Annotated in this window: 22 protein-coding genes and 2 pseudogenes; 18 read left to right on the top strand and 6 right to left on the bottom strand. The window is 44.3% G+C overall.

What is annotated here, in order from left to right; genetic code table 11:
- Window positions 1-292 precede the first annotated feature (292 nt).
- From KGF65_RS02050 to KGF65_RS02040, 3 genes and pseudogenes are all read left to right on the top strand, one after another.
- Window positions 293-832: an Ltp family lipoprotein gene (locus KGF65_RS02050; protein WP_225083276.1), complete on the top strand. Its 540-nt coding sequence runs from the start codon at window positions 293-295 to the stop codon at window positions 830-832.
- 472 nt (window positions 833-1,304) lie between these two features.
- Window positions 1,305-1,586, top strand: coding sequence for a type II toxin-antitoxin system RelB/DinJ family antitoxin (locus KGF65_RS02045; RefSeq protein WP_088770923.1), 282 nt, complete (start codon window positions 1,305-1,307; stop codon window positions 1,584-1,586).
- Window positions 1,576-2,126, top strand: a pseudogene (locus KGF65_RS02040) (hypothetical protein). The gene KGF65_RS02045 and the pseudogene KGF65_RS02040 overlap by 11 nt, the downstream one beginning before the upstream one ends.
- Here KGF65_RS02040 and KGF65_RS02035 read toward each other — a convergent pair.
- Window positions 2,116-2,499, bottom strand: coding sequence for a hypothetical protein (locus KGF65_RS02035; RefSeq protein WP_050339628.1), 384 nt, complete (start codon window positions 2,497-2,499; stop codon window positions 2,116-2,118). The pseudogene KGF65_RS02040 and the gene KGF65_RS02035 sit on opposite strands and share 11 nt — an antisense overlap.
- A 165-nt stretch (window positions 2,500-2,664) precedes the next feature.
- Here KGF65_RS02035 and KGF65_RS02030 point away from each other — a divergent pair, with 165 nt between their 5' ends.
- From KGF65_RS02030 to KGF65_RS02015, 4 genes are all read left to right on the top strand, one after another.
- Window positions 2,665-3,189 (top strand): DUF1836 domain-containing protein, encoded by a 525-nt coding sequence (locus KGF65_RS02030; protein WP_003639400.1) that lies wholly within the window; start codon window positions 2,665-2,667, stop codon window positions 3,187-3,189.
- A gap of 184 nt (window positions 3,190-3,373) precedes the next feature.
- A complete protein-coding gene (locus KGF65_RS02025; protein WP_216747952.1) occupies window positions 3,374-4,123 on the top strand; it encodes a LytTR family DNA-binding domain-containing protein in 750 nt (249 codons plus the stop codon).
- A gap of 9 nt (window positions 4,124-4,132) precedes the next feature.
- On the top strand, window positions 4,133-4,786 hold the full coding sequence (locus tag KGF65_RS02020; RefSeq protein WP_105922483.1) for an HD domain-containing protein: 654 nt from the start codon (window positions 4,133-4,135) through the stop codon (window positions 4,784-4,786).
- Window positions 4,787-5,183: 397 nt separating this feature from the next.
- The gene (locus KGF65_RS02015; protein WP_216747951.1) at window positions 5,184-5,972 is read left to right on the top strand and encodes a CPBP family intramembrane glutamic endopeptidase; all 789 of its coding nucleotides are present in this window, start codon (window positions 5,184-5,186) and stop codon (window positions 5,970-5,972) included.
- 179 nt (window positions 5,973-6,151) lie between these two features.
- On the opposite strand, the gene KGF65_RS02010 is transcribed toward KGF65_RS02015, so the two are convergent.
- Together KGF65_RS02010 and ybaK are read right to left on the bottom strand one after the other, a co-directional pair.
- Window positions 6,152-6,931 carry a hypothetical protein gene (locus tag KGF65_RS02010; protein WP_216747950.1) on the bottom strand — a complete coding sequence of 260 codons (780 nt, stop codon included), beginning with the start codon at window positions 6,929-6,931 and terminating at the stop codon, window positions 6,152-6,154.
- 4 nt (window positions 6,932-6,935) lie between these two features.
- Window positions 6,936-7,439, bottom strand: coding sequence for a Cys-tRNA(Pro) deacylase (gene ybaK, locus KGF65_RS02005; protein ID WP_003639395.1), 504 nt, complete (start codon window positions 7,437-7,439; stop codon window positions 6,936-6,938).
- A 123-nt stretch (window positions 7,440-7,562) separates the two neighbouring features.
- Between ybaK and KGF65_RS02000 the strand changes: the two genes are divergently transcribed.
- The 5 genes and pseudogenes from KGF65_RS02000 to KGF65_RS17390 all read left to right on the top strand — a co-directional run.
- On the top strand, window positions 7,563-8,288 hold the full coding sequence (locus KGF65_RS02000) for a GntR family transcriptional regulator (protein WP_021337648.1): 726 nt from the start codon (window positions 7,563-7,565) through the stop codon (window positions 8,286-8,288).
- Window positions 8,289-8,536: 248 nt separating this feature from the next.
- Window positions 8,537-10,903: a phosphoketolase gene (locus KGF65_RS01995; protein WP_216747949.1), complete on the top strand. Its 2,367-nt coding sequence runs from the start codon at window positions 8,537-8,539 to the stop codon at window positions 10,901-10,903.
- 421 nt (window positions 10,904-11,324) lie between these two features.
- Window positions 11,325-12,473, top strand: a complete 1,149-nt coding sequence (locus KGF65_RS01990) for a glycosyltransferase (protein ID WP_181185347.1) — start codon at window positions 11,325-11,327, stop codon at window positions 12,471-12,473.
- Between the two features lie 130 nt (window positions 12,474-12,603).
- Entirely contained in the window at window positions 12,604-12,804 is a 201-nt protein-coding gene (locus KGF65_RS01985) for a DUF2929 family protein (RefSeq protein WP_050339617.1), read from the top strand.
- Between the two features lie 176 nt (window positions 12,805-12,980).
- Window positions 12,981-13,246, top strand: a pseudogene (locus KGF65_RS17390) (glycosyltransferase); the annotation flags it as partial.
- A gap of 558 nt (window positions 13,247-13,804) precedes the next feature.
- Here the strand turns inward: KGF65_RS17390 and KGF65_RS01975 are convergent.
- The gene (locus tag KGF65_RS01975) at window positions 13,805-14,125 is read right to left on the bottom strand and encodes a helix-turn-helix domain-containing protein (RefSeq protein ID WP_054397942.1); all 321 of its coding nucleotides are present in this window, start codon (window positions 14,123-14,125) and stop codon (window positions 13,805-13,807) included.
- 387 nt (window positions 14,126-14,512) lie between these two features.
- Between KGF65_RS01975 and KGF65_RS01970 the strand changes: the two genes are divergently transcribed.
- The 6 genes from KGF65_RS01970 (at window position 14,513) to KGF65_RS01945 (ending at window position 21,190) form a co-directional block, all read left to right on the top strand.
- Window positions 14,513-15,760, top strand: coding sequence for a hypothetical protein (locus KGF65_RS01970; RefSeq protein WP_216747948.1), 1,248 nt, complete (start codon window positions 14,513-14,515; stop codon window positions 15,758-15,760).
- Between the two features lie 51 nt (window positions 15,761-15,811).
- Entirely contained in the window at window positions 15,812-16,891 is a 1,080-nt protein-coding gene (locus KGF65_RS01965; RefSeq protein ID WP_101873078.1) for a zinc-ribbon domain-containing protein, read from the top strand.
- Window positions 16,892-16,918: 27 nt separating this feature from the next.
- On the top strand, window positions 16,919-17,356 hold the full coding sequence (locus KGF65_RS01960; RefSeq protein WP_101873079.1) for a zinc ribbon domain-containing protein: 438 nt from the start codon (window positions 16,919-16,921) through the stop codon (window positions 17,354-17,356).
- A gap of 17 nt (window positions 17,357-17,373) precedes the next feature.
- Window positions 17,374-18,828 (top strand): zinc ribbon domain-containing protein, encoded by a 1,455-nt coding sequence (locus tag KGF65_RS01955; protein ID WP_101873080.1) that lies wholly within the window; start codon window positions 17,374-17,376, stop codon window positions 18,826-18,828.
- Window positions 18,829-18,860: 32 nt separating this feature from the next.
- Window positions 18,861-19,724 carry a zinc ribbon domain-containing protein gene (locus KGF65_RS01950; protein ID WP_101873081.1) on the top strand — a complete coding sequence of 288 codons (864 nt, stop codon included), beginning with the start codon at window positions 18,861-18,863 and terminating at the stop codon, window positions 19,722-19,724.
- A 116-nt stretch (window positions 19,725-19,840) separates the two neighbouring features.
- Window positions 19,841-21,190 (top strand): LPXTG cell wall anchor domain-containing protein, encoded by a 1,350-nt coding sequence (locus KGF65_RS01945; protein ID WP_216747947.1) that lies wholly within the window; start codon window positions 19,841-19,843, stop codon window positions 21,188-21,190.
- A gap of 96 nt (window positions 21,191-21,286) precedes the next feature.
- Here KGF65_RS01945 and KGF65_RS01940 read toward each other — a convergent pair whose 3' ends face one another.
- Together KGF65_RS01940 and KGF65_RS01935 are read right to left on the bottom strand one after the other, a co-directional pair.
- Window positions 21,287-22,189: an RluA family pseudouridine synthase gene (locus KGF65_RS01940; RefSeq protein WP_216746625.1), complete on the bottom strand. Its 903-nt coding sequence runs from the start codon at window positions 22,187-22,189 to the stop codon at window positions 21,287-21,289.
- Window positions 22,190-22,283: 94 nt separating this feature from the next.
- Window positions 22,284-22,742 (bottom strand): universal stress protein, encoded by a 459-nt coding sequence (locus tag KGF65_RS01935; protein WP_050339609.1) that lies wholly within the window; start codon window positions 22,740-22,742, stop codon window positions 22,284-22,286.
- Window positions 22,743-22,892 lie beyond the last annotated feature (150 nt).

Genomic DNA, 22,892 nt, shown 5'->3' with positions numbered 1-22,892 from the left:
AGTGTCTGGGCGGATCTGTGGGCAGGGGGGCGAGATTAAGCACAAATTCGCTATTGATACGATACGTTTTGCAGAAAGAAGCTAACTGCGGTACTTTCTGCAAAACGTCAAAATGGCATGACGTGCACATTTTTGTTTCTTAAGCGGGAGATGGCCTAATCGGTCGCTGGGGGACGCAATCACTTCATAAATAAAGGGATTCAGCCCTTAACTTTACGGTCATCTCAGACTTCTGTAGAATTCTTTATTATTGAAACCATTAGTTAGGTGAATTGAATTAAGGGGGTTTTTTTTGAAAAAGAAGGTAATTTATGGGGCGGTCATTGCATTGGTACTAATCGTGGGGATTAGTTTGGGCAGTGGCAAAGACAATGAAAAGTCGAGTCAATCGACAACTGCCCAGCAGGAACGGACGACTGAATCTGAGACAGCGGAAGCAGAAGACAAATCAGAAACAACAGAGACAAAAGAATCAGAAGAACCGGCCAAACCAGCAGCGTCAACTAAGTCGGAAAGCAAAGTGCCCATGGAACATCAGGCGGCTTTGAAGAAAGCTCAGAGTTATGCACGGCACATGGATATGTCAGAAGCTGGTGTGCGCGAACAACTAGCTTCTTCCTATGGCGAGAATTTCACACCCGAAGCGGTCACTTATGCGATGGAACATCTCGAAGGTATCGATTGGGAAGCCAATGCACTGGCAAAGGCCAAAAGTTACCAGAAGAACATGGCCATGTCGACTGAATCAATTCGGGAACAATTGACCTCTGATTATGGTGAACAGTTCACAAGCGAACAGGCGGACTACGCGATTCAGCATCTCCCATCGTAAGCCAATACAAGGGACTGCATTGAATGATGGTCGAATGAATAGTCTTAGTATTAGTTATCATTTAGCACTGAGAATGGTTAGGACGCGTCCTTGGGCTATAGCTTTCTGTTTGTCAGCCAATAATCTGCATATTAAAATGTTGAAAAAGTTTATATGGCACGACGCAAACTTTAATTCACATTTGGTGGAAAAAACAAATTGCATGCCGTAAAACACTTTGTTTATGATGAAAGTGACTGAGAATGAAAGGCTATATAAGCCTGTTTAGGCCGTTTTGAATCAATCTTATATTAAATTCGGCAGTGGAGACAGCTGTAGAATGTGTATACGGATGTTTCGAGAACCATCTTAGGGGGTTCTATTAACGAAAGAGCAACAAACCTAAGATCACAGTTTTGAGGGACTTAAATAATTGAGAAGGTACTCAAAAGGTAGTATAGTGGTAGAAACTAATGAAAGGGGACGAGACAATATGGCAGTTAAGGAAAAGAAACGGGTGCAAGTTAAGATTGATAAGGATTTGGCCGATAATACTGAGGCAGTTTTAAGTGAGTTGGGTCTTAACCCAACTACAGCGATTAACATGTTTTACAAGCGGATTGTTGCTAATGGTGCTTTGCCTTTTGATGTGTCTTTAAGTGAAGAAGAAAAAGCGAGTTTACGCTTTTTAAAAGTGACCGAAGATACGCCAGTAATCACATTTAAAGACGCTAAAGAAGTCGCCGATTGGCTCAATGATCCCGATGAGGACTAATGACTTAATCAGTCTATACGTTAGCTTTGTAGAAACCAACGGCGGCAAGTCTCGGCCAGTATTAATCCGTAAGGTATCAGAGCAAACGGTCGAAGCTTATAAAATTACCAGTAAGTATCAAAATAAATCATTTTATATCAGACAACAATACTATCCAATTAAAGATTGGAAAGTGGCTGGATTGAAGAAGCCGTCATGGGTTGATCTTGGTAATCTTTATCGTTTTCCCAACGCTGATATCAGCTTTCAAGAAATTGGTCATTTGAGTAAGCTAGATCAGAATAAAATTTCAGATTTTGTACTGGACCTGAAAGCTAAGAGAAAGGGCAAGGATCAAAATATTATTCAACAGGGATCAAGTATGAAGGACTCAAAAAAGTAAATCAGAATTCACACAAAAGAAACTAAAAGTTGTTAAAGAATGTTTCAGATGAACACCGAGAAGTTAAATCCAGAAATGATCTGGAAAATAAAACGGACGAGCAATCATCACTGGGTTGCTCGTCCGTTTTATTGAGTACTGGTTCAATTAATCAGTAGTTTCAGAATCAGATGGTTTATCCGCGTTGTCTTCACTATCTTCATCCGCCTGTTTATTGGCAGCCGAGATACTCATTTGAATCGTCTTCGGCCGGTCCTTGATAATCACGATGGTCCCGTGACCGAGAAAGTTTTTGGGCCCGTCATAAGCCATTTCGTATTCATTGTTGAATGAGCCGGATTTTTGAAGTGTCATGAAGAAGATTTTGTCGTCTTCATAGTCGTCACTAAACATGACGGCCATCGTACTATCGATTAGTAACTTTTCTTTGCGCATCGCTTTGAGCCGGTCCCAGAGACCTGCAATCACAGCTTGTGGAATCAATGCTTTGACGTCATCACCGACGCGCAGTTTTTTGGTCATTTCATACATACCAGATAACCTACTTTTCATTTGTATTTTGATTAACTCATACAATGGTAACATATTCCGAAATTAATGTGATTTACAATGTCATCTAGTTTACAAGACTAGTTAATCTAGGTATAATAGAAATAACTTAAACGGACATCAATCAGCAATTGAGGAGGGATTTTGATGGCAGCTAATGAGACGTACGCCGACTGGCAACAACGGATGAGCAAGGTCATCCTACCAAAATGGACCGAACTTCCGAACTTTGACCTCTACATGGACCAGGTCCTACTGTTGATCAACGAAACGTTGCAACCACTGGGGGCTGATCCGGTGACGGCCGCGATGATCAACAATTATGTCAAACACAAGGTGATTCTGTCGCCTGTTAAGAAAAAGTATCAAATTATGCAGTTGGCGGATATCATCGTGATTAGTTTACTCAAACCAAGTTATCCGCTTGATAAAATTCGGCAGGGGATTGATCAAGTAACGGCAACCGGTTATCCAAAGCGCGCTTACGATAACTTCATTACGGCGTTGACGAATCAACTGCATCATCCTGATGATCCCATTACGATCTCAGACCAAGATCTGAGTCACAGTTTGACGACCGCCGCAGCACAACTGATCGTCAACAAATTGCGGACAGACGAGTTACTACGGTTGAATCAAGCCCAAATTAAACCGCAACAAATTGAAAAGTAGCATCTAACGTGGGTGAGCTGATTTCACAGTTTTATTTAGCTGACCGACGTTTTTTTAGTTGCTGGAATGACGGGGCTTTAGTATGATAAAGGCTGATTGTAAACAATTTAAATGGGCGTAGAGCAGATTTTAGTACTGGGTGGTTAGTTTGTTAATCTGCTTTACATTGGGAAGAGTGATTGATATGAAGGTTTTTATCAGTGACGATCAGGAACAGCAACGTCTCTGGTTAAACGACATCATTACGAAACAGCTAGATGCATTGCATTTTAATTATGAGCTCGTTTCGGCTTGGCAGCCAGCTGATGTGTTGGCAGCGGTCAAAAATGGTGGCGGACCAAATCTTTATTTTTTAGATATTGTGTTACAGCGTGAAATTAATGGGATTCAGCTTGCTTCAAAAATTCGCGATTATGATCCAGATGGCTTTGTCGTGTATGTCACGATTCGAGATGACATGATGCCGGAGACGTTGAGTGCGATGACGACGCCGACCGGGTTCATTTCAAAGGCGAACATGTTCGATGAGACCAAATTTGTGCCCCAAGTCCAACAAGTCTTGGAAGTGGTCAAGAAGCGGTTGGTCACGCTTGAACGGTCGGCAGAACCGACTTTAACTTTAAGAAGTGGCGCGTTATTATTAACTTTGAAACTCAAAGATATCGTTTATTGTGAGAAGGTCCATGGTCTGCGGACGCCCCGCATCGTGACGACCTCACAATCTTATGTCGTACATAAGAATTTGAATACGATTAAGCAGCAGTTGACGGCGATGCGATTCTTCAACGAGTTTCAAAGCTATGCCTTAAATCTTGAACACGTGATTACGGTGGACTTTAACAAGGGTGTCATTAGTATGGACAATCGAGACCACTTAACCTTTAGCCGTGGGACGATCAAGAAATTAAAGGCGTACTATCAAACACAAGAATAGGGTGAGTGGATGATAACCGAAACACAATTAACGGCCATTCGAACCTACGCACGACAAAAGTTGGCGCAGGATCATAGTGGCCACGGTAGCGACCATCTCGAACGGGTCAACCGCTTAGCACGGCGCTTGGCTCAAGCTGAACAGGCCAACTTGAATTTGACCCTCGCTGCAGCCTGGCTGCATGACGTGATCGATGATAAGTTGATGGTTGATCCTGAACAGGCCCATCACGATTTAGCTGACCAGTTGAGTGAACTTGGGGTTTCGACTGCTGATCAAACGGCGATTTTTGATATTATCGACCACATGTCATTTAGCAAGTCATTAAATGGCGCGCAAAAATTGTCATTAGAAGGTCAAATCGTGCAAGATGCAGATCGATTAGACGCGATTGGTGCGATTGGTATCGCGCGGGCGTTGTATTACTCAGGCCACGTCGGTGAGAAAATCTATGATCCAGCGATTGCCCCGCGCGAGCACCTGACTAAGGAACAGTATCGACAACAACCAGGAACGGCCATCAATCATTTTTATGAGAAGTTGTTCAAGCTGGCTGACATGATGAACACTCCGGCGGCCAAGGCGTTAGCCAAGCGGCGGACCGACGTCATGCGGGCGTTTGTGGACCAATTCAAGGCGGAATGGACCGCGGATGACGAATAAGTGGCGCGAGCCAGTTAGCATGCGCTGATTCCGTTGAACTGAATATTGAAGTCAAAACGGCCAGGGAACAGCAACCTTGGTCGTTTTTGTGTAGCTTGAGGTTGGTGGTGCAATGGTTAATCAGAACATGCCTGAATGTATCACGAGTTCATCAAATGTGTTTGCTTTGTGAACGTTAATCAGGCATTTGCGGACGTTAATAAAAATAATTCCTATTGATCTGCATTATTCGATAGAATGGAATTAACGCAAGTGATTGCCACTGTTGACCGCTAAAGTGTTTAAGACGCGGCGTAATGATAGTGCAATCAATTAAAAATTGACGGGGGACTCATCTGGTGGCAGCACTAACGCTGGGTCAGTGAGTCCAACCGGTCAAAGTTTTGGAGGGTGTTAAATGGGGAAAATATTCAAAATACAAGGCTTGCCAGTCGCGATTTTTAAGTTAGTCATGATCTACCTATTGATTCAATTGACTGATATTCCAATGAGCATCGTGGAATTTAGTCGGAATCGAAGCGGGGATTTCGGCTTTCAGACTGGTTTATTCGTGGCGGCGCTGATTATCAGCTTGATCACGGTCAGTGCGGCCTGGTACATTTATCGCGGTGGTCGGCCGATTCAGCGGCAGCAATGGTCATTGAAGCGTCATTGGTTGGCAATCTTGGTTGGTCTGTTAGTGTTTCTGATTGTTAATGTGGGGATCGGATTGCTGATACCTATCACTGAGAACCAGGCAACGATTGAAGACCTCTTGAAACGCGCACCGTTGCCACTGTGGCTACTCACGATGGGAATTGTCGGTCCCATCATGGAAGAATTGACATTTCGGGGCGTCTTGATGGATTATTTCTTTCAACCCCGGGCCGGATGGCTGGCCATTCTAGTTAGTGGCACGTTATTTGGATTAATTCATCAGACGAAGACTGTCTATGAATGGTTGGTCTATGCCGGCATGGGTTGGGTCCTGGCGACAGCGTACTGGTTGACCAAGACGATCTTCGTGCCAATTATGATTCACATTCTGAATAATTGTGGGTCGCTATTTCAACTGACAACGAACGTGTCTAATATTCAAGTTTTCTGGGGAGCGGTCATCGGATTGGTGATTGTTGTGAGTGTCTGGAGCTTTTGGCGTTGGCGAGTGACTCAACAGGCGCGTGACATTGGTGAATCGATTAAATAAATGCCGTGGTTACTCGGCGGGCCTGACTGCAAAAACTAGGGACTGACCACCTGAGTATGGTGCCTGCGCCACGGCGATTTGGCAGTTGGCAAAAATCAATAAATGGCGAAAATTAAAACGGGGTTCCTTGCAAGCATTCAAAAGCTGCAAGGAACCCCGTTTTAGATATGAAATGAGACTTAAGCCCGGTTACTGAGCAAACGGGTCACTGCCATGACAATCAGTGAAAGTAGGAGCGAGTAGCTCAGAATCATGGCGACTAGTAACCCCCAGGTGACCAACTGGTGTAACCACCCCGTGATGCCAATGAGCGTCAAAATAAAGGTGATCACAATAATCAGTCCGACCGTACTGTACAGCCCAATCGCGCTATTTTGATAATCCGCCGGGCTCAGGTCGAAGCCCCCGATGACGATCGTCAGGGTCAAAAACAACAGTAGTAGGGCTTGCCACCAACTGACCGGCGTCGTGGTGAGCGCATGTAGACTAGCTGCCCACTGGGGTTGTTCGGGCGTATCGGCGATTAAAAAGACGGCGCGGAATAGTCCGGGTGCAAGTAGGCGATCCAATCCGAGCAACGCCGCGGTACAACCAAAGATGGGTGCGACGCCAATGAACAGGTTGCCGATGACCTGATAGAGGCTGTGCCGATTCCAAGTGTGATTGACGTAGCCTAACGCCATTGCTTCATCGGAATCGTCGACTTGGTGCAGACGTGGCAACTTCAGTAGGCGCACCGAGTGGATGCCGTGCCGAAAGATCAGGGCGACGATCAAGTGGCTGAGCTCGTGAATGATGATGCCGAGAAAGCCACAGTAGACCTGACTATTGATGCCGTAGTGGTTGACTAAGTTGGCTTTGGTCTGACGATTGACCAGTGTGAGCAGCCAAGCAAACACGCCGGGGACGCCAATCAAAATCAGTAGCGCCAGGCCATTATTTTTAAATAAGTTTTCCACAAGGTCACTCCGTTATTGCGCCAAAGGTCCCATGGACGAGTTTGCGTAAATCGTCAGCGTCAATTTCAATCGAACGACCGATCTTACCTGATGAAACCAAAATCTTGCCTTGTTGCTTGGCGACTTCATCGATGTAAATCGGAAACTTTTTAGTCTCCCAGATGCCGACAGGGGTATTCGCGCCGTGTTGGTAACCAGTCGTGCGTTCCAAATCCTTGAGCGGAATCATGCCGACCTTCTTGTTGCCGGATAACTTGGCGAGTTTCTTGTAGCTGAGATGCTCATCCAAGGGGAGCACGCCAACGACCGGGCCAGTCTTGTTACCAGTCAACGCCAGTGTTTTGTAAATATGATGTTCATCGACACCGAGATGGTCGACTTGTAATTGTTGAACGTCGCCTTCAGTTTCGGTTGGAAACTCGTATTGTTGATAACTAATGTTGGCTTTATCCAGAATCTTTTCAACCAGCGTCTTACCTAACTGGTCCTTTTTCTTCTTTTTAGACATACTATTTACCTCACATTTATTAAAAATACGGTCCAATTTATAAAATGGACCGGAACAATTCACCCAAAGCCAATTAATTCTGCTATACTTGAGTTACGAAATAAGCTCAAAGGAGGGATTAACGTGGCTGACTTAGTCTATCAACAAGTCATTACTGATTTGAATAAACGCATCATGGCGAATGAATTTGTTGATAAAAAGCTACCGGATGAACGTAGTCTTAGCGAACAGTACCAAGTAAGTCGGAGCTCAATTAAACGGGCCTTAAATGTGCTAGCGAATAAGGGCCTGATTTTCAAGAAGCGCGGCTCGGGAACGTTCATTAATCCATTATATCTTAAAAATCAATCTTCATTTAAATACGAAGGGACAAATTTAGGAATTACGGATAGTTTGAACACTGAAGGTGCTAAGCCTAGTATTCAATTATTAGACTTTCGGGTCATTCCTGCAAGTCAAGAGTTGCAACAGGACTTATTTTTAACCGCAGATGAATTTGTTTATGAAATTAAGCGCTTACGTTTGCTGGATGACCAACCATTCATGATCGAGAGTGGCTATATTCCAATCAAACTCGTGCCGCAATTGAACCGGCAAGTCGTCAGCGGCTCGATTTTTAACTATGTTCAGGAGACGTTGCACGCTGCGGTCACCAAGTCGTTCTTGTCGATTGCGGCGGATGCGTCGAATGCCAACGACCAAGAATTATTGCACCTCAAACCAAACGAACCAGTCGGATTGATGAGTGGGATTTTCTTCTTGGATGATGGGACGCCATTTGAAGTGTCCAACATGCGTCTGCATTATCAATACATGAAGTACACGACGTTCGTTTCGACGAATAATTAATTAGCGGCCGGGACAATTTGGGTCACATTTAGGCCGTATAAGTGATCAAGTTCAAAAAAATTTACGAATTAAAAAATGAGGCGTCCCAAGGGATACGCCTCATTTTTTGCGAATTTTTTAAAAATTGGACCGTTCCAATTAACAAAAAGGTTGATTTTTCAAAATAACTTGGTAGAATAGAACTTGTAAACGATAACAGCTAAACAGCTAACGTTCAAGCAAAAAGCAAATTAAGGAGTGTTTTGAAAATGTCTACAGATTACTCATCACCAGCATATTTGCAAAAAGTTGATAAGTACTGGCGTGCTGCCAACTATTTATCAGTTGGTCAACTTTATTTAAAAGATAATCCTTTATTACAACGGCCATTAAAGGCTAGTGACGTTAAGGTTCACCCAATCGGTCACTGGGGCACGATTGCCGGCCAAAACTTCATCTATGCGCATCTGAACCGGGTCATCAACAAGTACGGTTTGAAGATGTTCTACGTTGAAGGTCCAGGTCATGGTGGCCAAGTGATGGTCTCCAACTCATACCTTGATGGGACTTACACGGATATTTATCCTGAAATTACGCAGGATGTTGAAGGGATGCAAAAACTCTTCAAGCAATTCTCATTCCCAGGTGGCGTGGCTTCCCATGCTGCTCCTGAAACACCAGGCTCAATCCACGAAGGTGGCGAACTTGGTTACTCAATTTCACACGGTGTTGGGGCAATCCTTGACAACCCTGATGAAATCGCCGCAGTTGTTGTTGGTGATGGGGAATCCGAAACCGGCCCATTAGCAACTTCATGGCAATCAACGAAGTTCATCAACCCAATCAACGATGGGGCAGTGTTACCAATCTTGAACCTTAACGGCTTTAAGATTTCTAACCCAACGATCTTTGGTCGGACTTCTGATGAAAAGATCAAGCAATACTTCGAAAGCATGAACTGGGAACCAATCTTTGTTGAAGGTGACGATCCTGAAAAGGTTCACCCAGCTTTAGCTAAGGCCATGGATGAAGCCGTTGAAAAGATCAAAGCCATTCAAAAGAACGCTCGTGAAAACGATGACGCTACTTTACCAGTATGGCCAATGATCGTCTTCCGCGCACCTAAGGGCTGGACTGGTCCTAAGTCATGGGATGGCGACAAGATCGAAGGTTCATTCCGAGCTCACCAAATTCCAATTCCTGTTGACCAAACCGACATGGAACATGCCGATGCGTTAGTTGACTGGTTGGAATCATATCAACCAAAGGAACTCTTCAATGAAGATGGTTCTTTGAAGGATGATATCAAAGAAATTATCCCAACTGGCGATGCACGGATGGCCGCTAACCCAATCACTAATGGTGGGGTTGATCCAAGGGCCTTGAACTTACCTAACTTCCGTGATTACGCCGTTGATACGTCTAAGCATGGTGCGAACGTTAAGCAAGATATGATCGTTTGGTCAGACTACTTGCGTGATGTTATCAAGAAGAACCCAGATAACTTCCGGTTATTTGGCCCTGATGAAACCATGTCAAACCGGTTATATGGTGTCTTTGAAACCACTAACCGTCAATGGATGGAAGATATTCACCCAGATAGTGACCAATACGAAGCACCTGCTGGCCGGGTCTTGGATGCTCAGTTATCTGAACACCAAGCTGAAGGTTGGTTAGAAGGTTACGTCTTAACTGGTCGTCATGGCTTGTTTGCAAGTTACGAAGCCTTCTTACGGGTTGTCGACTCAATGTTGACGCAACACTTCAAGTGGTTACGTAAGGCCAACGAACTTGACTGGCGGAAGAAGTACCCGTCACTCAACATTATCGCGGCTTCAACTGTGTTCCAACAAGACCATAATGGGTACACCCACCAAGATCCAGGTGCCTTGACTCATCTGGCTGAAAAGAAGCCTGAATATATCCGCGAATATTTACCAGCCGACGCCAACTCCTTGTTAGCTGTTGGGGACGTCATCTTCCGTAGCCAAGAAAAGATCAACTACGTGGTTACGTCGAAGCACCCACGTCAACAATGGTTCAGCATTGAAGAAGCTAAGCAATTAGTTGACAACGGTCTTGGTATCATTGACTGGGCAAGTACGGACCAAGGTAGCGAACCAGATATCGTGTTTGCTGCTGCCGGAACGGAACCAACGCTTGAAACGTTGGCCGCAATCCAATTGCTCCACGAAAGCTTCCCAGAAATGAAGATTCGTTTCGTGAACGTGGTCGACATCTTGAAGTTACGTAGCCCTGAAAAGGACCCTCGTGGCTTGTCAGACGCTGAATTTGACCATTACTTCACTAAGGACAAACCAGTTGTCTTCGCCTTCCATGGTTACGAAGACATGGTTCGTGACATCTTCTTTGATCGTCACAACCACAACTTACACGTTCATGGCTACCGTGAAAATGGTGACATTACGACACCATTCGATGTCCGGGTCATGAACCAAATGGACCGTTTCGACTTAGCAAAATCTGCAATTGCGGCGCAACCAGCAATGGAAAACACCGGTGCAGCCTTTGTTCAAGACATGGATAACATGCTCGCAAAACACAACGCATACATCCGTGACGCCGGAACCGACTTGCCAGAAGTTAACGACTGGCAATGGAAAGGTTTGAAATAACCTAGTCATTTAAGATAACTGAACCGCCGTGATACCGGCTTGTGCCTCCGGTATCACGGCGGTTTTTTGCGTTGAAACAGATCCTGAAGCTTCTAGTGGCAGTAAGACTGACGCTGGCTCATTGCTTGGCTGCCGATGTTCGTTTTATTCTGATATCCGGAGATGACTGACGACACTGAAAACTAACAATTTGCTGTGTAAACCATCAGCTGTCGAAAGTGTTCAGAGCATATTCTAATTATTTTTTAATTACACCTGTTATAATAAGCTAACCAAACTGATATTAGCTGGCATGTCAAAGGGAATTTAATGAAGAATTGAGTGTGACCAATTAATTCCTCAACGTCGCCAATTCCGGTTCCATGAACCAAGCATAAGTGGAAAGGAGCGGTTAGTCATTTGGGACTAGCCAACGATGCGGATGAAAATCTTACTTACAGTCGAAAATTTAGTGATGGATGGTGTCAAACGTGCGACGACCGTCCTCGGAAATGCATTGACGTCACAAGCAGATGTGACCTTTTATTCTTTAGCGCAACCACGGTCTTTTTATGAACTAGCCGCGCCACTGATTACCGCTCGGCGGCCGGCTAGCGCCACGGTGTTAAATTATTTTGGCGCAGCCCCGCTACAAGTGTACGAGGCCCAAATCACGGACTTGATTGCGACCTTAGAAGAGGGTCACTATGATGCGGTCATTTTACCAGGCGGGCTCTTAACGAGCTTTGCACCGGCAATCAAGCGGGCGCTGCCGCGGGTCAACGTGATTGCGTGGATGCATAACAACGTCGATATTTATTTGAATCAATATTACGCGCAGATGCGCGATGAATTAGTTGCCGGCTTACTGGCAGCTGATACGGTGGTCACCTTGACCGATTCTGATTGGGAAGGTTACTCACGGTTTAATTCACATACGGTCAAGATCTACAATCCGCCGACTATGCAACCTAAGGGACACCAAGCCGACCTTAATCAGCATGTGATTGCGTATACCGGACGGATCGATTTACAACATAAAGGATTAGACTACCTGTTAGCGGTGGCGCGCGCACTCCCGGATGACTGGCAAATCGCCGTTGCGGGTTCTGGGCCTGATGACCAACTAGCGACCTTCCAACGGTTGATGGACGAGTTGAACGTTCGTGAACGCATCATTTATCGCGGGGCTTTAAAGGATACCGAGTTACGGCAACACTACGAGAAGGCCAGTGTGTTCATGATGACCTCGCGTTGGGAAGGAATGCCCCTAGTGATGGGTGAGGCCATGGCAATGGGGCTACCAATCGTCTCAATGTGGAATACCGGTTCGGCAGAATACTTACAAGCAGGCCAGCATGGCGTCTTGACGCCAGCCCGCGATGTGAACGGTTTTGTGAAGGGGTTATTGCCGTTATTGCATGATTTAGAAATCCGGCAAGACTATGCTGAACGTGCCCGCCGCCGCAGTCATGACTTTACCCTAAGTAAAATCGTGCGCCAGTGGCTAGCATTGCTCAACCGGCAATACGTCCCGCAATCGACACTGGATATGGATTGGGACCTGCAACGGGGTGTTGGTGAAAACTAGTGATAGTTTTGACTGATTAATCAATTAGATGGAATTAATTGAAATCATAACGGATTTGCAAACCGCCACGGGCTCTGATACACTCGAACTAATCGTCAGGACAATCTGGCAAGATGTGGAGGAGCAGCTGATGAAGACGACGTGGCTGGCTAGTTTACTAGTCACAATCTTTTGGGGCGCAGTATTAGGCCTGGTCGTAACCTATCTAGGTGGTGCGATGGTCGAAGCACTCACGGCGACCCCGTTGACGCGGGAACCACTCAAAGGGATGGCAGTCGGTGTGTTGTTGGCCGTCATGAGTGGGTTGTTGGTGAGAACGACGCATCGATGAGCGTTTTTAACCACTGTATCGACCGTGGAATGAGCAAGATGAAGCTAGCAGCATAAAAAAAGATTCACCTTCTGATTGTGGGAAGGTGAATCTTTTTTTGACTTCAGTTACGCGTTGTGCTAGTTATTCTTTAGCCTTAAAGATGGTTAAATCATGACAAGCTGGCGTCCTGTTCGTCAGCCGAGTACTTGCAGGGTAGCCAGTACGGTGTGTTGACTCCGGCCCACGATTTGAATGCCCTGATTACTGGCTTAATGCCACTGTTAACTGATTTTGACTGTCGCGCTGAATATGCCGCACTCGGCAACGCAGTCATGACTTTACCTTGAGCAAGATTGTCCGGCAGTGGCTGGCACTATTGAATCGCCAATATGTCCCGCAAACGGGCGTCGAATCAGATTGGCATGCGGATTTGAGCAGTGGGGACATTAACCTGTCATAGCGCTCATGATAGTCGTTCAGTACCTAGGGCCTGAATGGTCGGTGCTGAGCTTTTTTGCCATTGATGGCGGGGATTTTCTTTTGATGAAACCATTATATAAAAGTTATGAATTCTATTAATCAATTTACAAACGCGTGACGACTTTGATACATTCAATCGAGAGGTCAGCCGTGCCTGGCCGCATTGGAGGAGCTTTATATTGAAGACAACGTGGCTGGCTAGTTTACTAGTCACAATCTTTTGGGGCGCCATATTAAGGCTCGCTGTAACGTATTTAGGTGGGCGATGGTCGAAGCTTTGACCGCCACCCCCATCGTTCGTGAACCACTCAAAGCCATGGCGGTGGGTATCATATTGGCAGTGATGAGTGGGCTATTAGTGACAACGCATCATTAAGAACTGCATGCTGGCTTTAAGGGCGCTTAACCGACCGCTAACAAGATTGATAAATTAAAAATGATTCGCCTTCTTATCAGAGGAAGGTGAATCATTTTTTAGTGTAGATGAATCACGGGGTTCAATGGTGAACTAACTGTCCGGAGTGCGTTGCACAAATGCTCACGATTTGGATAGTCGGAGTAGTTTGAGTAACGTACCGGCAAGTTCTTCACGTTGATGGGCTGGCAGATCACTCAGGTAGTCGAGTAATGCAACAATATTAGGTGATTGGAGAAGCTCGTCGCGAAAGAAGTCCGCTATTTTTAAATTCAGAGTTTCAGCGATTGCGGTCAAACTTTGTAGTTTAATGTTATCGACCTTACCACGTTCGAGTCGAGAAATTAGCGAGATTGAAACATTGGATTGTTCGGCCAATTGCTCGATGGTGATGCCGTGTTGCTGTCGGCGTTGCCGAATGATTTTGCCTATCTCGGGTAACATGGGAATCCTCCTTAATCCATTAAGCGTCTTAGCACTAATTTTAGAGGTTTCACTATGCTTGAAACAGAGCTGTAAGTACACTGTTAATACGTATAAAGTGTCATTAATTACTTTATATTAACCTTTATTATGACTGATTGATACCACAATCAATGATTTATGTACAAAACAAAATTCGAGCTTGGTCTAGTAGATGTTCGAAAAGGCGTTTGATAGGATTATTGAATTTTATAATAAGAGTTATTTCAAAAAGTGTCTTTAAATGCATCTTTTATTAATATATAATGTCATTAAATGCTCTTTATGGAGAAATTAGTGAAACCGTAATTAACCATGGTAACTTATTGTTCTTGGTAGTGATTACCATAACGGTGGAGGAGGAAGTAAATGAAAGGGTCTTTGTTAATCGGGGGAAGTCTCATGAGTTTGTTGGTCCTAGCAGGTTGTGGTCAACAGGTTTCCCAATCAAAAACAATAACTAAGACGAGTCAAAGTGTCACTAAAACTGCTAAGCCCAAAACAGCTACTGATCGATTGTTGGTGAAATTAGCTACTCGAATTCCAGCTGATGGTGGTAAGGACAATGCCAAACCTAAAAATTACTCGAAATTTTATCAGTTAAATGGGCACTGGTATTGGCGCCTATCTAATCGTAAGCAACAGAAGCTAAGTGGTGGGCGTGTTCAATCTTTTAAATATCAAAAAGATCAGAACGTATACCAGCTCACTATTGATGATAATGGGACGAAACACCAGTTAAAACTTAGTTGGGTTGATAGTGGTAAGTATGCTTATCATTTGTCTGATAATTCAAGCAATTTGGATAACGACTATATCTTAAGCGACGGTACAAGTCAGGCAAAGTGGCGATCAGGAGCCCCAGCTAAGCTGATTGGTAAATGGCGGAGCCCTTTTCAGCGGGCTGATCCTTATATGAAAGAATATCCTTATATGCGTACCGATTTCACAATTACGAAGCAAGATATGAACGGTGCTAATAACATCTATGATGCTCAGAAAGCTAACGAAGTGCCAGGTAGCGCCTGGGCAATTAATGATCATTTGTCGTCTAAGAAACTCTCTGACGAAACTTACATGTTGAAGTCGTATGTTGGTGACGGGCTAAATCTGAACAAAGTTCATTTAGCAGATGGTCGGTTGACTATTTTCTATCAGACGAGTGGTGCAATTAAGAATATGCAGCTAGTAAAAGATACGGATTCTAATGACAGCTCAAGCACAGCGGATACCGCTGATAGTAGCAGTGATACCACGGATGATAGTGGTGATACTACAACTGACAGTAATGAGAAAACGTCATCAGTGGATCAACATAACTTGACGACGCAACAGGTAAATGACTGGGTATGGACAGAGTTTAAAAAGACAGATATGTACAATTCGGACTTCACTCAGGAAGATTATAAGTTTATTCCACAAATGTCTGATAACGGCATGCTGTATGTACAGGTCTATGAGGACCATTCCACTGAAAACATGCAAGCACATAACGTTGATCCTGATACAGAGCCATATGTAGCCGGTTATCGGATTAATTCGGAAGGCTACTTACAAGAGGCGTCGACAGATCAGTCTGGTTTCCATACTGTATCAACCCACTATTCTGGGGAATAAATTAACGTGGTATGAATTGTAATAAGGTCAGAAAGAGGAGTGAATTATGGCATGAAAGTTTGCCCAAATTGCCAACGAGAAAATGCCGATGATAACGTTTTTTGTGATCAGTGTGGTCAAGATTTAAGTGCCGTTGCCGTGACAGATACTGCTGGGACTAGTCATCGTCAATCAGATGGACGTTCGCAACATCTAAGACTACCAAAATGGGCGTTTATCAGTAGTGTCGTGGTATTAGGACTAATTATTTTGACAATCGGTTTTTCAATCTATCAGACGCAAGTAGTTAAGCCTAGGAAAGTGGCGGCGATTGTTAAGAAGGTGACAGATGATCAACCCAATCAATTTGCTACCGAACTAGTTAGTGATGATCCGAGTGTGACGATTACTGCTAAGACGGTCAAACCATTTATGACGTACACGCGTAAGCACCCACAATACGTCAGGGATATGGCAGTCGATTTAAACCATAATGGTTATACGAGTGACAAGACGTTTCGAGTTGTGACAGCGGGCCATGAGTGGCTGATTTTTCCAGTCTATAAATTACAGGTTACAATGATGCACCCGGAGATTGAAACTAATGTGAATAATGCCACCATCAAAGCCAATGGCACGGTCTTAACAACAACTAAAAGCAAGCATGCTACCTATAAAGCAGGGCCACTCTTTCCCGGAAGCTATCAATTTAAGCTAATCAGTACCCAATCGACGGTCAGTGAGAAAGCCAATCTGACTAGTGGCGGGGATACCCATCGAACGATTGCTTTACTAGCTAAAAAGACCAGTAAGGCCAAAGATGTGACAGTGGACTCCGCAAAAAATGATACGGCACCTGATGCTGGGCCAAGCGCAAATGATGCCAATGATAGCTCAGCTACTCAAACGGGAAAATCATATGATGATTTGTCAGGCCCTGCTCAGACTGCTGTCGCGGCTATTGCGGACGCTGAGGACATTGACCCGGATGATTTTACTTTTACAGAAAGTGAACCAAATCCGGACGTTTATGAAATCAAACTGTATGCAGCAGGAGAAGATACGTCAGCGAATACGTTCCGCTACGATAACATTCATAGTATTCTGGCGGAGCTAAATCGTTCGACAGGAAAGTTCGAACAAATTAATTAAATTGTAGAAAAGAAGGTTAGTCCAACGATGAAACAAACGTATTACCGAATTTGCCCAGCGTGTGGCAACCAAAATGCGGCCGATGCCAATTTCTGTTTGAAATGTGGCGGTGCATTATCACCAAATGATGAGTATGCAATTATGCCACATTCCAGTGACCAAACATTTCCACTTTTTGATTTGGAACTAACTCCTGATGAAGTTGCGATGACTAAAACATTCATGATTACGAGTGCACCAGCAGTTCCAGTAGGATATCGTTCGGCTGGACTAATTTTTGCTGAAAGTGATGTTATTCCTCGTTCAGGGGCCAAGGCGATGTGGGAAAGTATGATGAAGAATCTTTATGTCTTGTTGCTGACCAAGCGATATGCCGGTGTTGTCAATGTTAAGATTCAACCAGAAATGCGACCTGCTGAACAATTATGTCTATATGCAGAGGCAATTGTTCAGGATCGGCAATGAGTGGCTAGGAGGATAAGATGCGAAACTTGAATAAGCGGTTAGCACCGGCTAACGATCAACCGAGTGGGGGTGCTAATCGGTTTTGTCAGAACTGTGGGTATCCAGTTGCGCCGACGGATGTTATTTGCCCGCAGTGTGGCTATCATTTAGTGGCCGACAAAAGAACTGTCACGCATCAAGCAACGGGGCAGCGGCAACAATTTGAATTGTCACATTCCCGCGCAGCATGGTCGAAACGAAAAAAGTTAACCTGGCTTAGCAGCGGCCTTGTAATCATTATCCTTGGCGGTGGGCTGCTTTGGGGAAGTCAATATTATTCACGTACGGCCACGTTAAATCGGGCTATTGCCAATACGCAAAGAGGTCGGCGATTAACAGACTACTATACTAGTAGCAGCACTGATTTGCGACTGAATAAGCAAAAGTTACTACCAATCTATCGCTATTACCATCACCATCCCAAAGCGTTGACGACCTTACAACGGGACTTATTGATCCGGGGCATCAGTCACGACAATCATTTCAGGTATGGTGTTAGCGGGCACCGCTGGCTCGTGTTTCCTAACTATCAGATTATAGTAAAGCCAATTTACCCTAAAATCACAACTAATCTAGCGGGAAATCAAATTAAGCTTGATGACCGGTCACTGGGGACTGCAGAGCGTGATGATGATATTAAGTCCTTGGGGGCATTGGTACCGGGAGAATATCAATTGACAGTTAATGGTACAGTCAGAGGACATCAGCTATCTAACAGTGGTCAATATTATATTACTAGTAATCGAACTTATAACTTACCGCTAACAACTATTTCGACGACATTGCAAACAGTACCGGCGTCAGCGATTTATTTAAATGGTCAAAAAGTCGGGACTGCTGATACTAGTGGCCACTTTGAGCTCAACGATGAGCCGTGGTCGTCTGATATGGCAGTGTATGCCCGTTATACGTCGAGCGAGGGCATGGCTAATTCTAAGACAATTCACTTGAAGAAAAGTGACGATCAATCGACCGTTGATATCAATTATCCCAATCAGATTAGCCATTCAGAGGCCGATAGTTTGGTGTCGCGATTAATAATGTGTATGGATCAGATTTCTAATGGCACGGATATAAATGATGTCACTGACAGTCAAAATACTGCGCTGGCGGATTATTTTACTAATGGTAGAGATAACGCGGCTTACAACCAGATTGTCAAGATGACTCAAGATTACTCTGACGATGACGATATTGAGTCGGTTAGTTATGATTCTTCCCTAAAACAGGTCGTGCCGGGGCCTAATGGGTCGAGTTTGGTCACGTACTCAATCGAATATCGATTCAATCTTGAGGATTATGCTCATGTACAGACATATCAGTACACTGCCACGATGACCCCAACAGGCAACGATACGACGTTTGGTTATCAATTTTCAAAAATAACAAATGGTCAAAAGACGAACGATGAACATGAGTCTTTTGACGAATAGCACAATCACTAAAAACAACGAGGAGCATATCAATGACGAATCAACCCGTTTTTTGCCCAAAGTGTGGCAACGAAATTAAACCCGATGCTAAGTTCTGTCCGAAGTGTGGCTATGCCGTTCAAGAGGTGCGGCAACCAGTAGAATCAGCGCCAATACCGCAATCTACACCACAAGCGACTGACTATAATTCATCACGTACCTCAGATTCAATTGCTTCGGTGAAACGTTTTTCTGGTAATTATTTTGCTTGGTATTTGGAGACATTGCGTCATCCTAGCCGACCATTAGTTGATGCCAACCGCTTTTTTGGTTTGACATCAATGGTTGTTGAATCCTTATTGATGGTTTTGACGATTGTCTCATTAATTCAAAAAGTACGGGCCTTAGTAGTCAAGAGCGTGGGAACTGAGGCACGAGACATGATGGCAGCATTGGATATTAATGGTGTCATCGTTAAGACTGGATTAACAATTTTCTTACTGATTATTGTTGGCTACGCCATTTATACAGCTATTGCGTATGGCTTTCGACAAGCGCTGACGCCAGAACATGTTGATTTCTGGGACTTTGTTAATCAGTTTGCGGGAGTAACAAATTTAATTATGATTTTAAATCTGATTACCTTATTAATGAGTGTTATCACTAGTTCAGGTAATTTCTCTGGCTTAACACTGTTACTAATTTTTATGGTGCCATCGAACGTTTTAATGAGCGCAGCATTCATTTTCATCATCGTCAATGATGTTCAAAGAGCCCGAATGGATAAATTCTACGCGGTATTATTGGCGGAAGTTGCATTAACGGTTGTATTTAGCATCTTCATTTTTATCGTACTTAATATTTTCTGGGGGTCGCTGGTGGGCTACGTGCAAAATGTATCAGGAATTTGGCGTTAGACAATTAGTCGCACAGTATTATGTATGTTCACTGGTCCGTTAAAGGGGGGATGGCGGTTCATAATAGACGGTTGTTGCTAGTTGTTTTGGAGAAGTTAAAAGGAGTGTATTTTTAGATGACAACGAAAAAATTAGTTCGTACATTGATGATTTCCACGGCATTATTGGGAGTGGGGGTTGCTAGCACGACGATAGTATCATTAGGAGCATCAACCGTTGCTGAGGCGGCAACGGTTTCGGCCATTCCTACAGGAAATACTTATAACGATACTGATGGAACAGTTTTTACTAAAGTGGATAATCACTGGTATTTCTTTGATACTGAGGAGGGTGAAACTGATAGCCAGGATTTTGCCGATACCTATGGATTTAATTTTGTTACATTTAATATAGTAGATAATGATACTGGTGCCGTTTTAAAAACATATACCAAATTTACGAAAACTGCGGATTATTTTTCTGCACTTGATGCGGATATGGAACAAGGCTTGCCCACGCATATTCTTATGAATGGTACACCTAGTGATGAATACTCGCTAACGAATGGTTCCGCCGGTTATAAAGTTACGCATGATGGCCAATCTGTAACTATTAAAGTCTCAAAAGAGGACTCAGGATATTTTGAAAATGATGATGCTAATCGTCCACTGGATAGTAATATTGATTCCGAGAGTAATGCTGCTCACGCTAGCTTGACCCAGGCAATCGATGCTTTACCTACTATTGGTGCTTCAGCAAGCCAAATTGAAGCGACATTGAAAAATGCTCGATTTGTAGGTGGTGATGGGAACGGAGACTATTTATTATCAGATAATTCCTCAAAATTACATGCCACGGGTATAGGCGATGTTGGATTAAATTATACTTATAATGAAGGTAAGACTAAGTATGTGGTTGTTAGGCGAAGCTCCTGGGAGGTTGTCCAAGCTTGGCTGATCAATCAAGTAACAGCTGACAATGACGCTGGCGGTACTGAAAGTCAAGTAGGAGACCATACGAATTCAAATAGCAATGCAGGCGTAAGTGATAGTGCGACGACCTCGACTAATACGAACTCAAGCAGTAATACTGGGACTACCACGAGTTCTGACAATGCTACTAGTAATACTGTGAATAGTGAGTCAAGTACCAGTACAGATGGTGCGGAAAATGCTAGTGCTACTGAGACTTCAAGTGCGAAGACGACTTCGACTAGGGCCGATAGTGATCAATCAGTAGCGGTTAACAAAGATGTGACGTCAACAGATGCCACTACGGGTACTAGTTCAAATGCTAGTGGTCAATCAAAAGTGTCAACGTCAACGAGTACTAAGGATGCAACAGCGCAGGCTGATACGAATTCAAGTGATGGTCAAAAAAAAGCTACATTACCACAAACTGATGAAGCAAATAGTGGTTGGTTTGCACTTGTCGGGACGATTTTATTGTCAGGGTTAGGTGCACTTAGCTTTCGGAAATTTCATTAAAATGTGATTGTGCACATAAAGGAACGTCCCTTAATATAAAAGGGACGTTCCATATTTAGTATCTAATTAATTTTCAAATTGTTAGCATGCTTGTGTTTAATACCTGTCCAATAAGTCTGTCTGATTAAATAAACTTGGCAATGGGGCCGGTACCGTCACCCGTGTGGTGCTAAATGGAAGTTGTAGATCCAACAATTGGGCATGTAACATCAGCCGAGGCGCCGACTCCGCTTGCGAGTCGTAAAGTGGGTCACCAATAATGGGGTGGCCGCTAGCAGCCAGGTGAACCCGTAGCTGATGGGTACGGCCAGTATGCAAGGTCAGTTTGACTAAGCTCTGCTGGGCCGTTGTCTCACGTACTTCATAATCGGTGAGTGCTGGCTGGGCATCGGCCGTGTTGACCCAGCGTTTGCGTTTGTCGGTGGCATCATGACCGATTGGTGCGGTGAAATGCCCAGTTGGCGTGGCAAAATGACCACGAACCCACGCATAATACGTCCGTCGAATTTGTTTTTCACTGATGAGCCGGTCCAGGATCGGAACCACGACGGGATTCAAGGCGACTAGCATTGCGCCAGAGGTCATTTGATCTAATCGGTGAACCATGTATGGTGCTTGCTGAGTGGGCTGGAGTGCGGCGGCTAGGTCGTTTAAAACCGAGCCGGTCTCACCAGGCTGATTTGGATGCGACTTGATGCCCGCGGCTTTATTGACGACCAATAAATCAGTTGACTGATATAAGATATCGACAGGGTTAGTCGCGACCGCCAGATAGTTAGACGTTGGCGTCCGGAAGTCGCTGGGAATAAACGTCAACGTGAGCTGGTCCCCAGTTTGCACAGTTTTGGCAATTGTGGTGGGCTGACCATTGAGTTGAATGCGGCGGGTTTGCCGTAGTTGGCCCTGAATACGCTTAGGAATGAGCCACGACCGCAGACAGGTACGGATCGTTTGTTGGTTTAAAGTTGGCGGAATGCTGAGATCATAAGTCCACGTCAAAGGTCGTCTACTCCTGTTCTTTAAAAGTGATTGGCGTCGGGAAAATTAGTGGCAAATAAAAAGTCTGGAGCGCATCCAGACTTTTTATATTGCTTTATTCTTCGGTGTCCGTTGGCTTAACGATTAAAACGTCGCAGATCGCGTTGCGACTAACGTAAGTCGTTACCGACCCAACCATTAACCGTTCAACTGCAGAAAGCCCTGTCGAACCAATCATGATCAATTCATTGTGATGGTCAGCTGGAAATTCGCGTGCGATAACCGTCTTCGGATTACCAAAACGAACGTGGATGTCAACGTCCGTCACGCCAGCGTCAATCGTCTGTTGCTTGAGTTCTTCCAAGCGCTTTTGAACGTCTTCAGATAGCTTGTAGATGACGTCACCACTGACCGCACCGCCGTACGTATCACTGAATTGGTTAACTTCCAACACATTTAAAATGTCGAGATGCGTCTTGTTACGCTTAGCGACTTCGATGCCCCGACGAAGAACTTCATCGGTAGCCTTGGAGCCATCAACTGGTACCAAGATATTTTGATATTGTTGTAACATAATGGTTACCCCCGTTTGATATGGCTAGTTAATAACTACATTTTATCATTAAATTTGATACATGTAAGCAATTTAAATCGATTGATTAATGCCTCGATTTCAGTTAGTAAGGATAATTATATTAATAGATCTGGAAAACGGCAAATTTTT

Origin of the sequence: Lactiplantibacillus sp. 30.2.29, assembly GCF_018991255.1 — a bacterium.
GTDB lineage: Bacteria > Bacillota > Bacilli > Lactobacillales > Lactobacillaceae > Lactiplantibacillus > Lactiplantibacillus pentosus.
Note: the sequence above shows the minus strand (reverse complement) of the source record. Positions and strands in the feature narration are given on the sequence as shown.

Excerpts from the sequence above, each read along its gene's own strand:
- KGF65_RS02045 (WP_088770923.1), top strand. The coding sequence starts at position 1,305 with ATGGCAGTTAAGGAAAAGAAACGGGTGCAAGTTAAGATTGATAAGGAT.
- KGF65_RS02035 (WP_050339628.1), bottom strand. The coding sequence starts at position 2,499 with ATGTATGAAATGACCAAAAAACTGCGCGTCGGTGATGACGTCAAAGCA.
- KGF65_RS02030 (WP_003639400.1), top strand. The coding sequence starts at position 2,665 with ATGGCAGCTAATGAGACGTACGCCGACTGGCAACAACGGATGAGCAAG.
- KGF65_RS02025 (WP_216747952.1), top strand. The coding sequence starts at position 3,374 with ATGAAGGTTTTTATCAGTGACGATCAGGAACAGCAACGTCTCTGGTTA.
- KGF65_RS02020 (WP_105922483.1), top strand. The coding sequence starts at position 4,133 with ATGATAACCGAAACACAATTAACGGCCATTCGAACCTACGCACGACAA.
- KGF65_RS02015 (WP_216747951.1), top strand. The coding sequence starts at position 5,184 with ATGGGGAAAATATTCAAAATACAAGGCTTGCCAGTCGCGATTTTTAAG.
- ybaK (WP_003639395.1), bottom strand. The coding sequence starts at position 7,439 with ATGTCTAAAAAGAAGAAAAAGGACCAGTTAGGTAAGACGCTGGTTGAA.
- KGF65_RS01995 (WP_216747949.1), top strand. The coding sequence starts at position 8,537 with ATGTCTACAGATTACTCATCACCAGCATATTTGCAAAAAGTTGATAAG.
- KGF65_RS01990 (WP_181185347.1), top strand. The coding sequence starts at position 11,325 with ATGAAAATCTTACTTACAGTCGAAAATTTAGTGATGGATGGTGTCAAA.
- KGF65_RS01985 (WP_050339617.1), top strand. The coding sequence starts at position 12,604 with ATGAAGACGACGTGGCTGGCTAGTTTACTAGTCACAATCTTTTGGGGC.
- KGF65_RS01975 (WP_054397942.1), bottom strand. The coding sequence starts at position 14,125 with ATGTTACCCGAGATAGGCAAAATCATTCGGCAACGCCGACAGCAACAC.
- KGF65_RS01970 (WP_216747948.1), top strand. The coding sequence starts at position 14,513 with ATGAAAGGGTCTTTGTTAATCGGGGGAAGTCTCATGAGTTTGTTGGTC.
- KGF65_RS01965 (WP_101873078.1), top strand. The coding sequence starts at position 15,812 with ATGAAAGTTTGCCCAAATTGCCAACGAGAAAATGCCGATGATAACGTT.
- KGF65_RS01960 (WP_101873079.1), top strand. The coding sequence starts at position 16,919 with ATGAAACAAACGTATTACCGAATTTGCCCAGCGTGTGGCAACCAAAAT.
- KGF65_RS01955 (WP_101873080.1), top strand. The coding sequence starts at position 17,374 with ATGCGAAACTTGAATAAGCGGTTAGCACCGGCTAACGATCAACCGAGT.
- KGF65_RS01950 (WP_101873081.1), top strand. The coding sequence starts at position 18,861 with ATGACGAATCAACCCGTTTTTTGCCCAAAGTGTGGCAACGAAATTAAA.
- KGF65_RS01945 (WP_216747947.1), top strand. The coding sequence starts at position 19,841 with ATGACAACGAAAAAATTAGTTCGTACATTGATGATTTCCACGGCATTA.
- KGF65_RS01935 (WP_050339609.1), bottom strand. The coding sequence starts at position 22,742 with ATGTTACAACAATATCAAAATATCTTGGTACCAGTTGATGGCTCCAAG.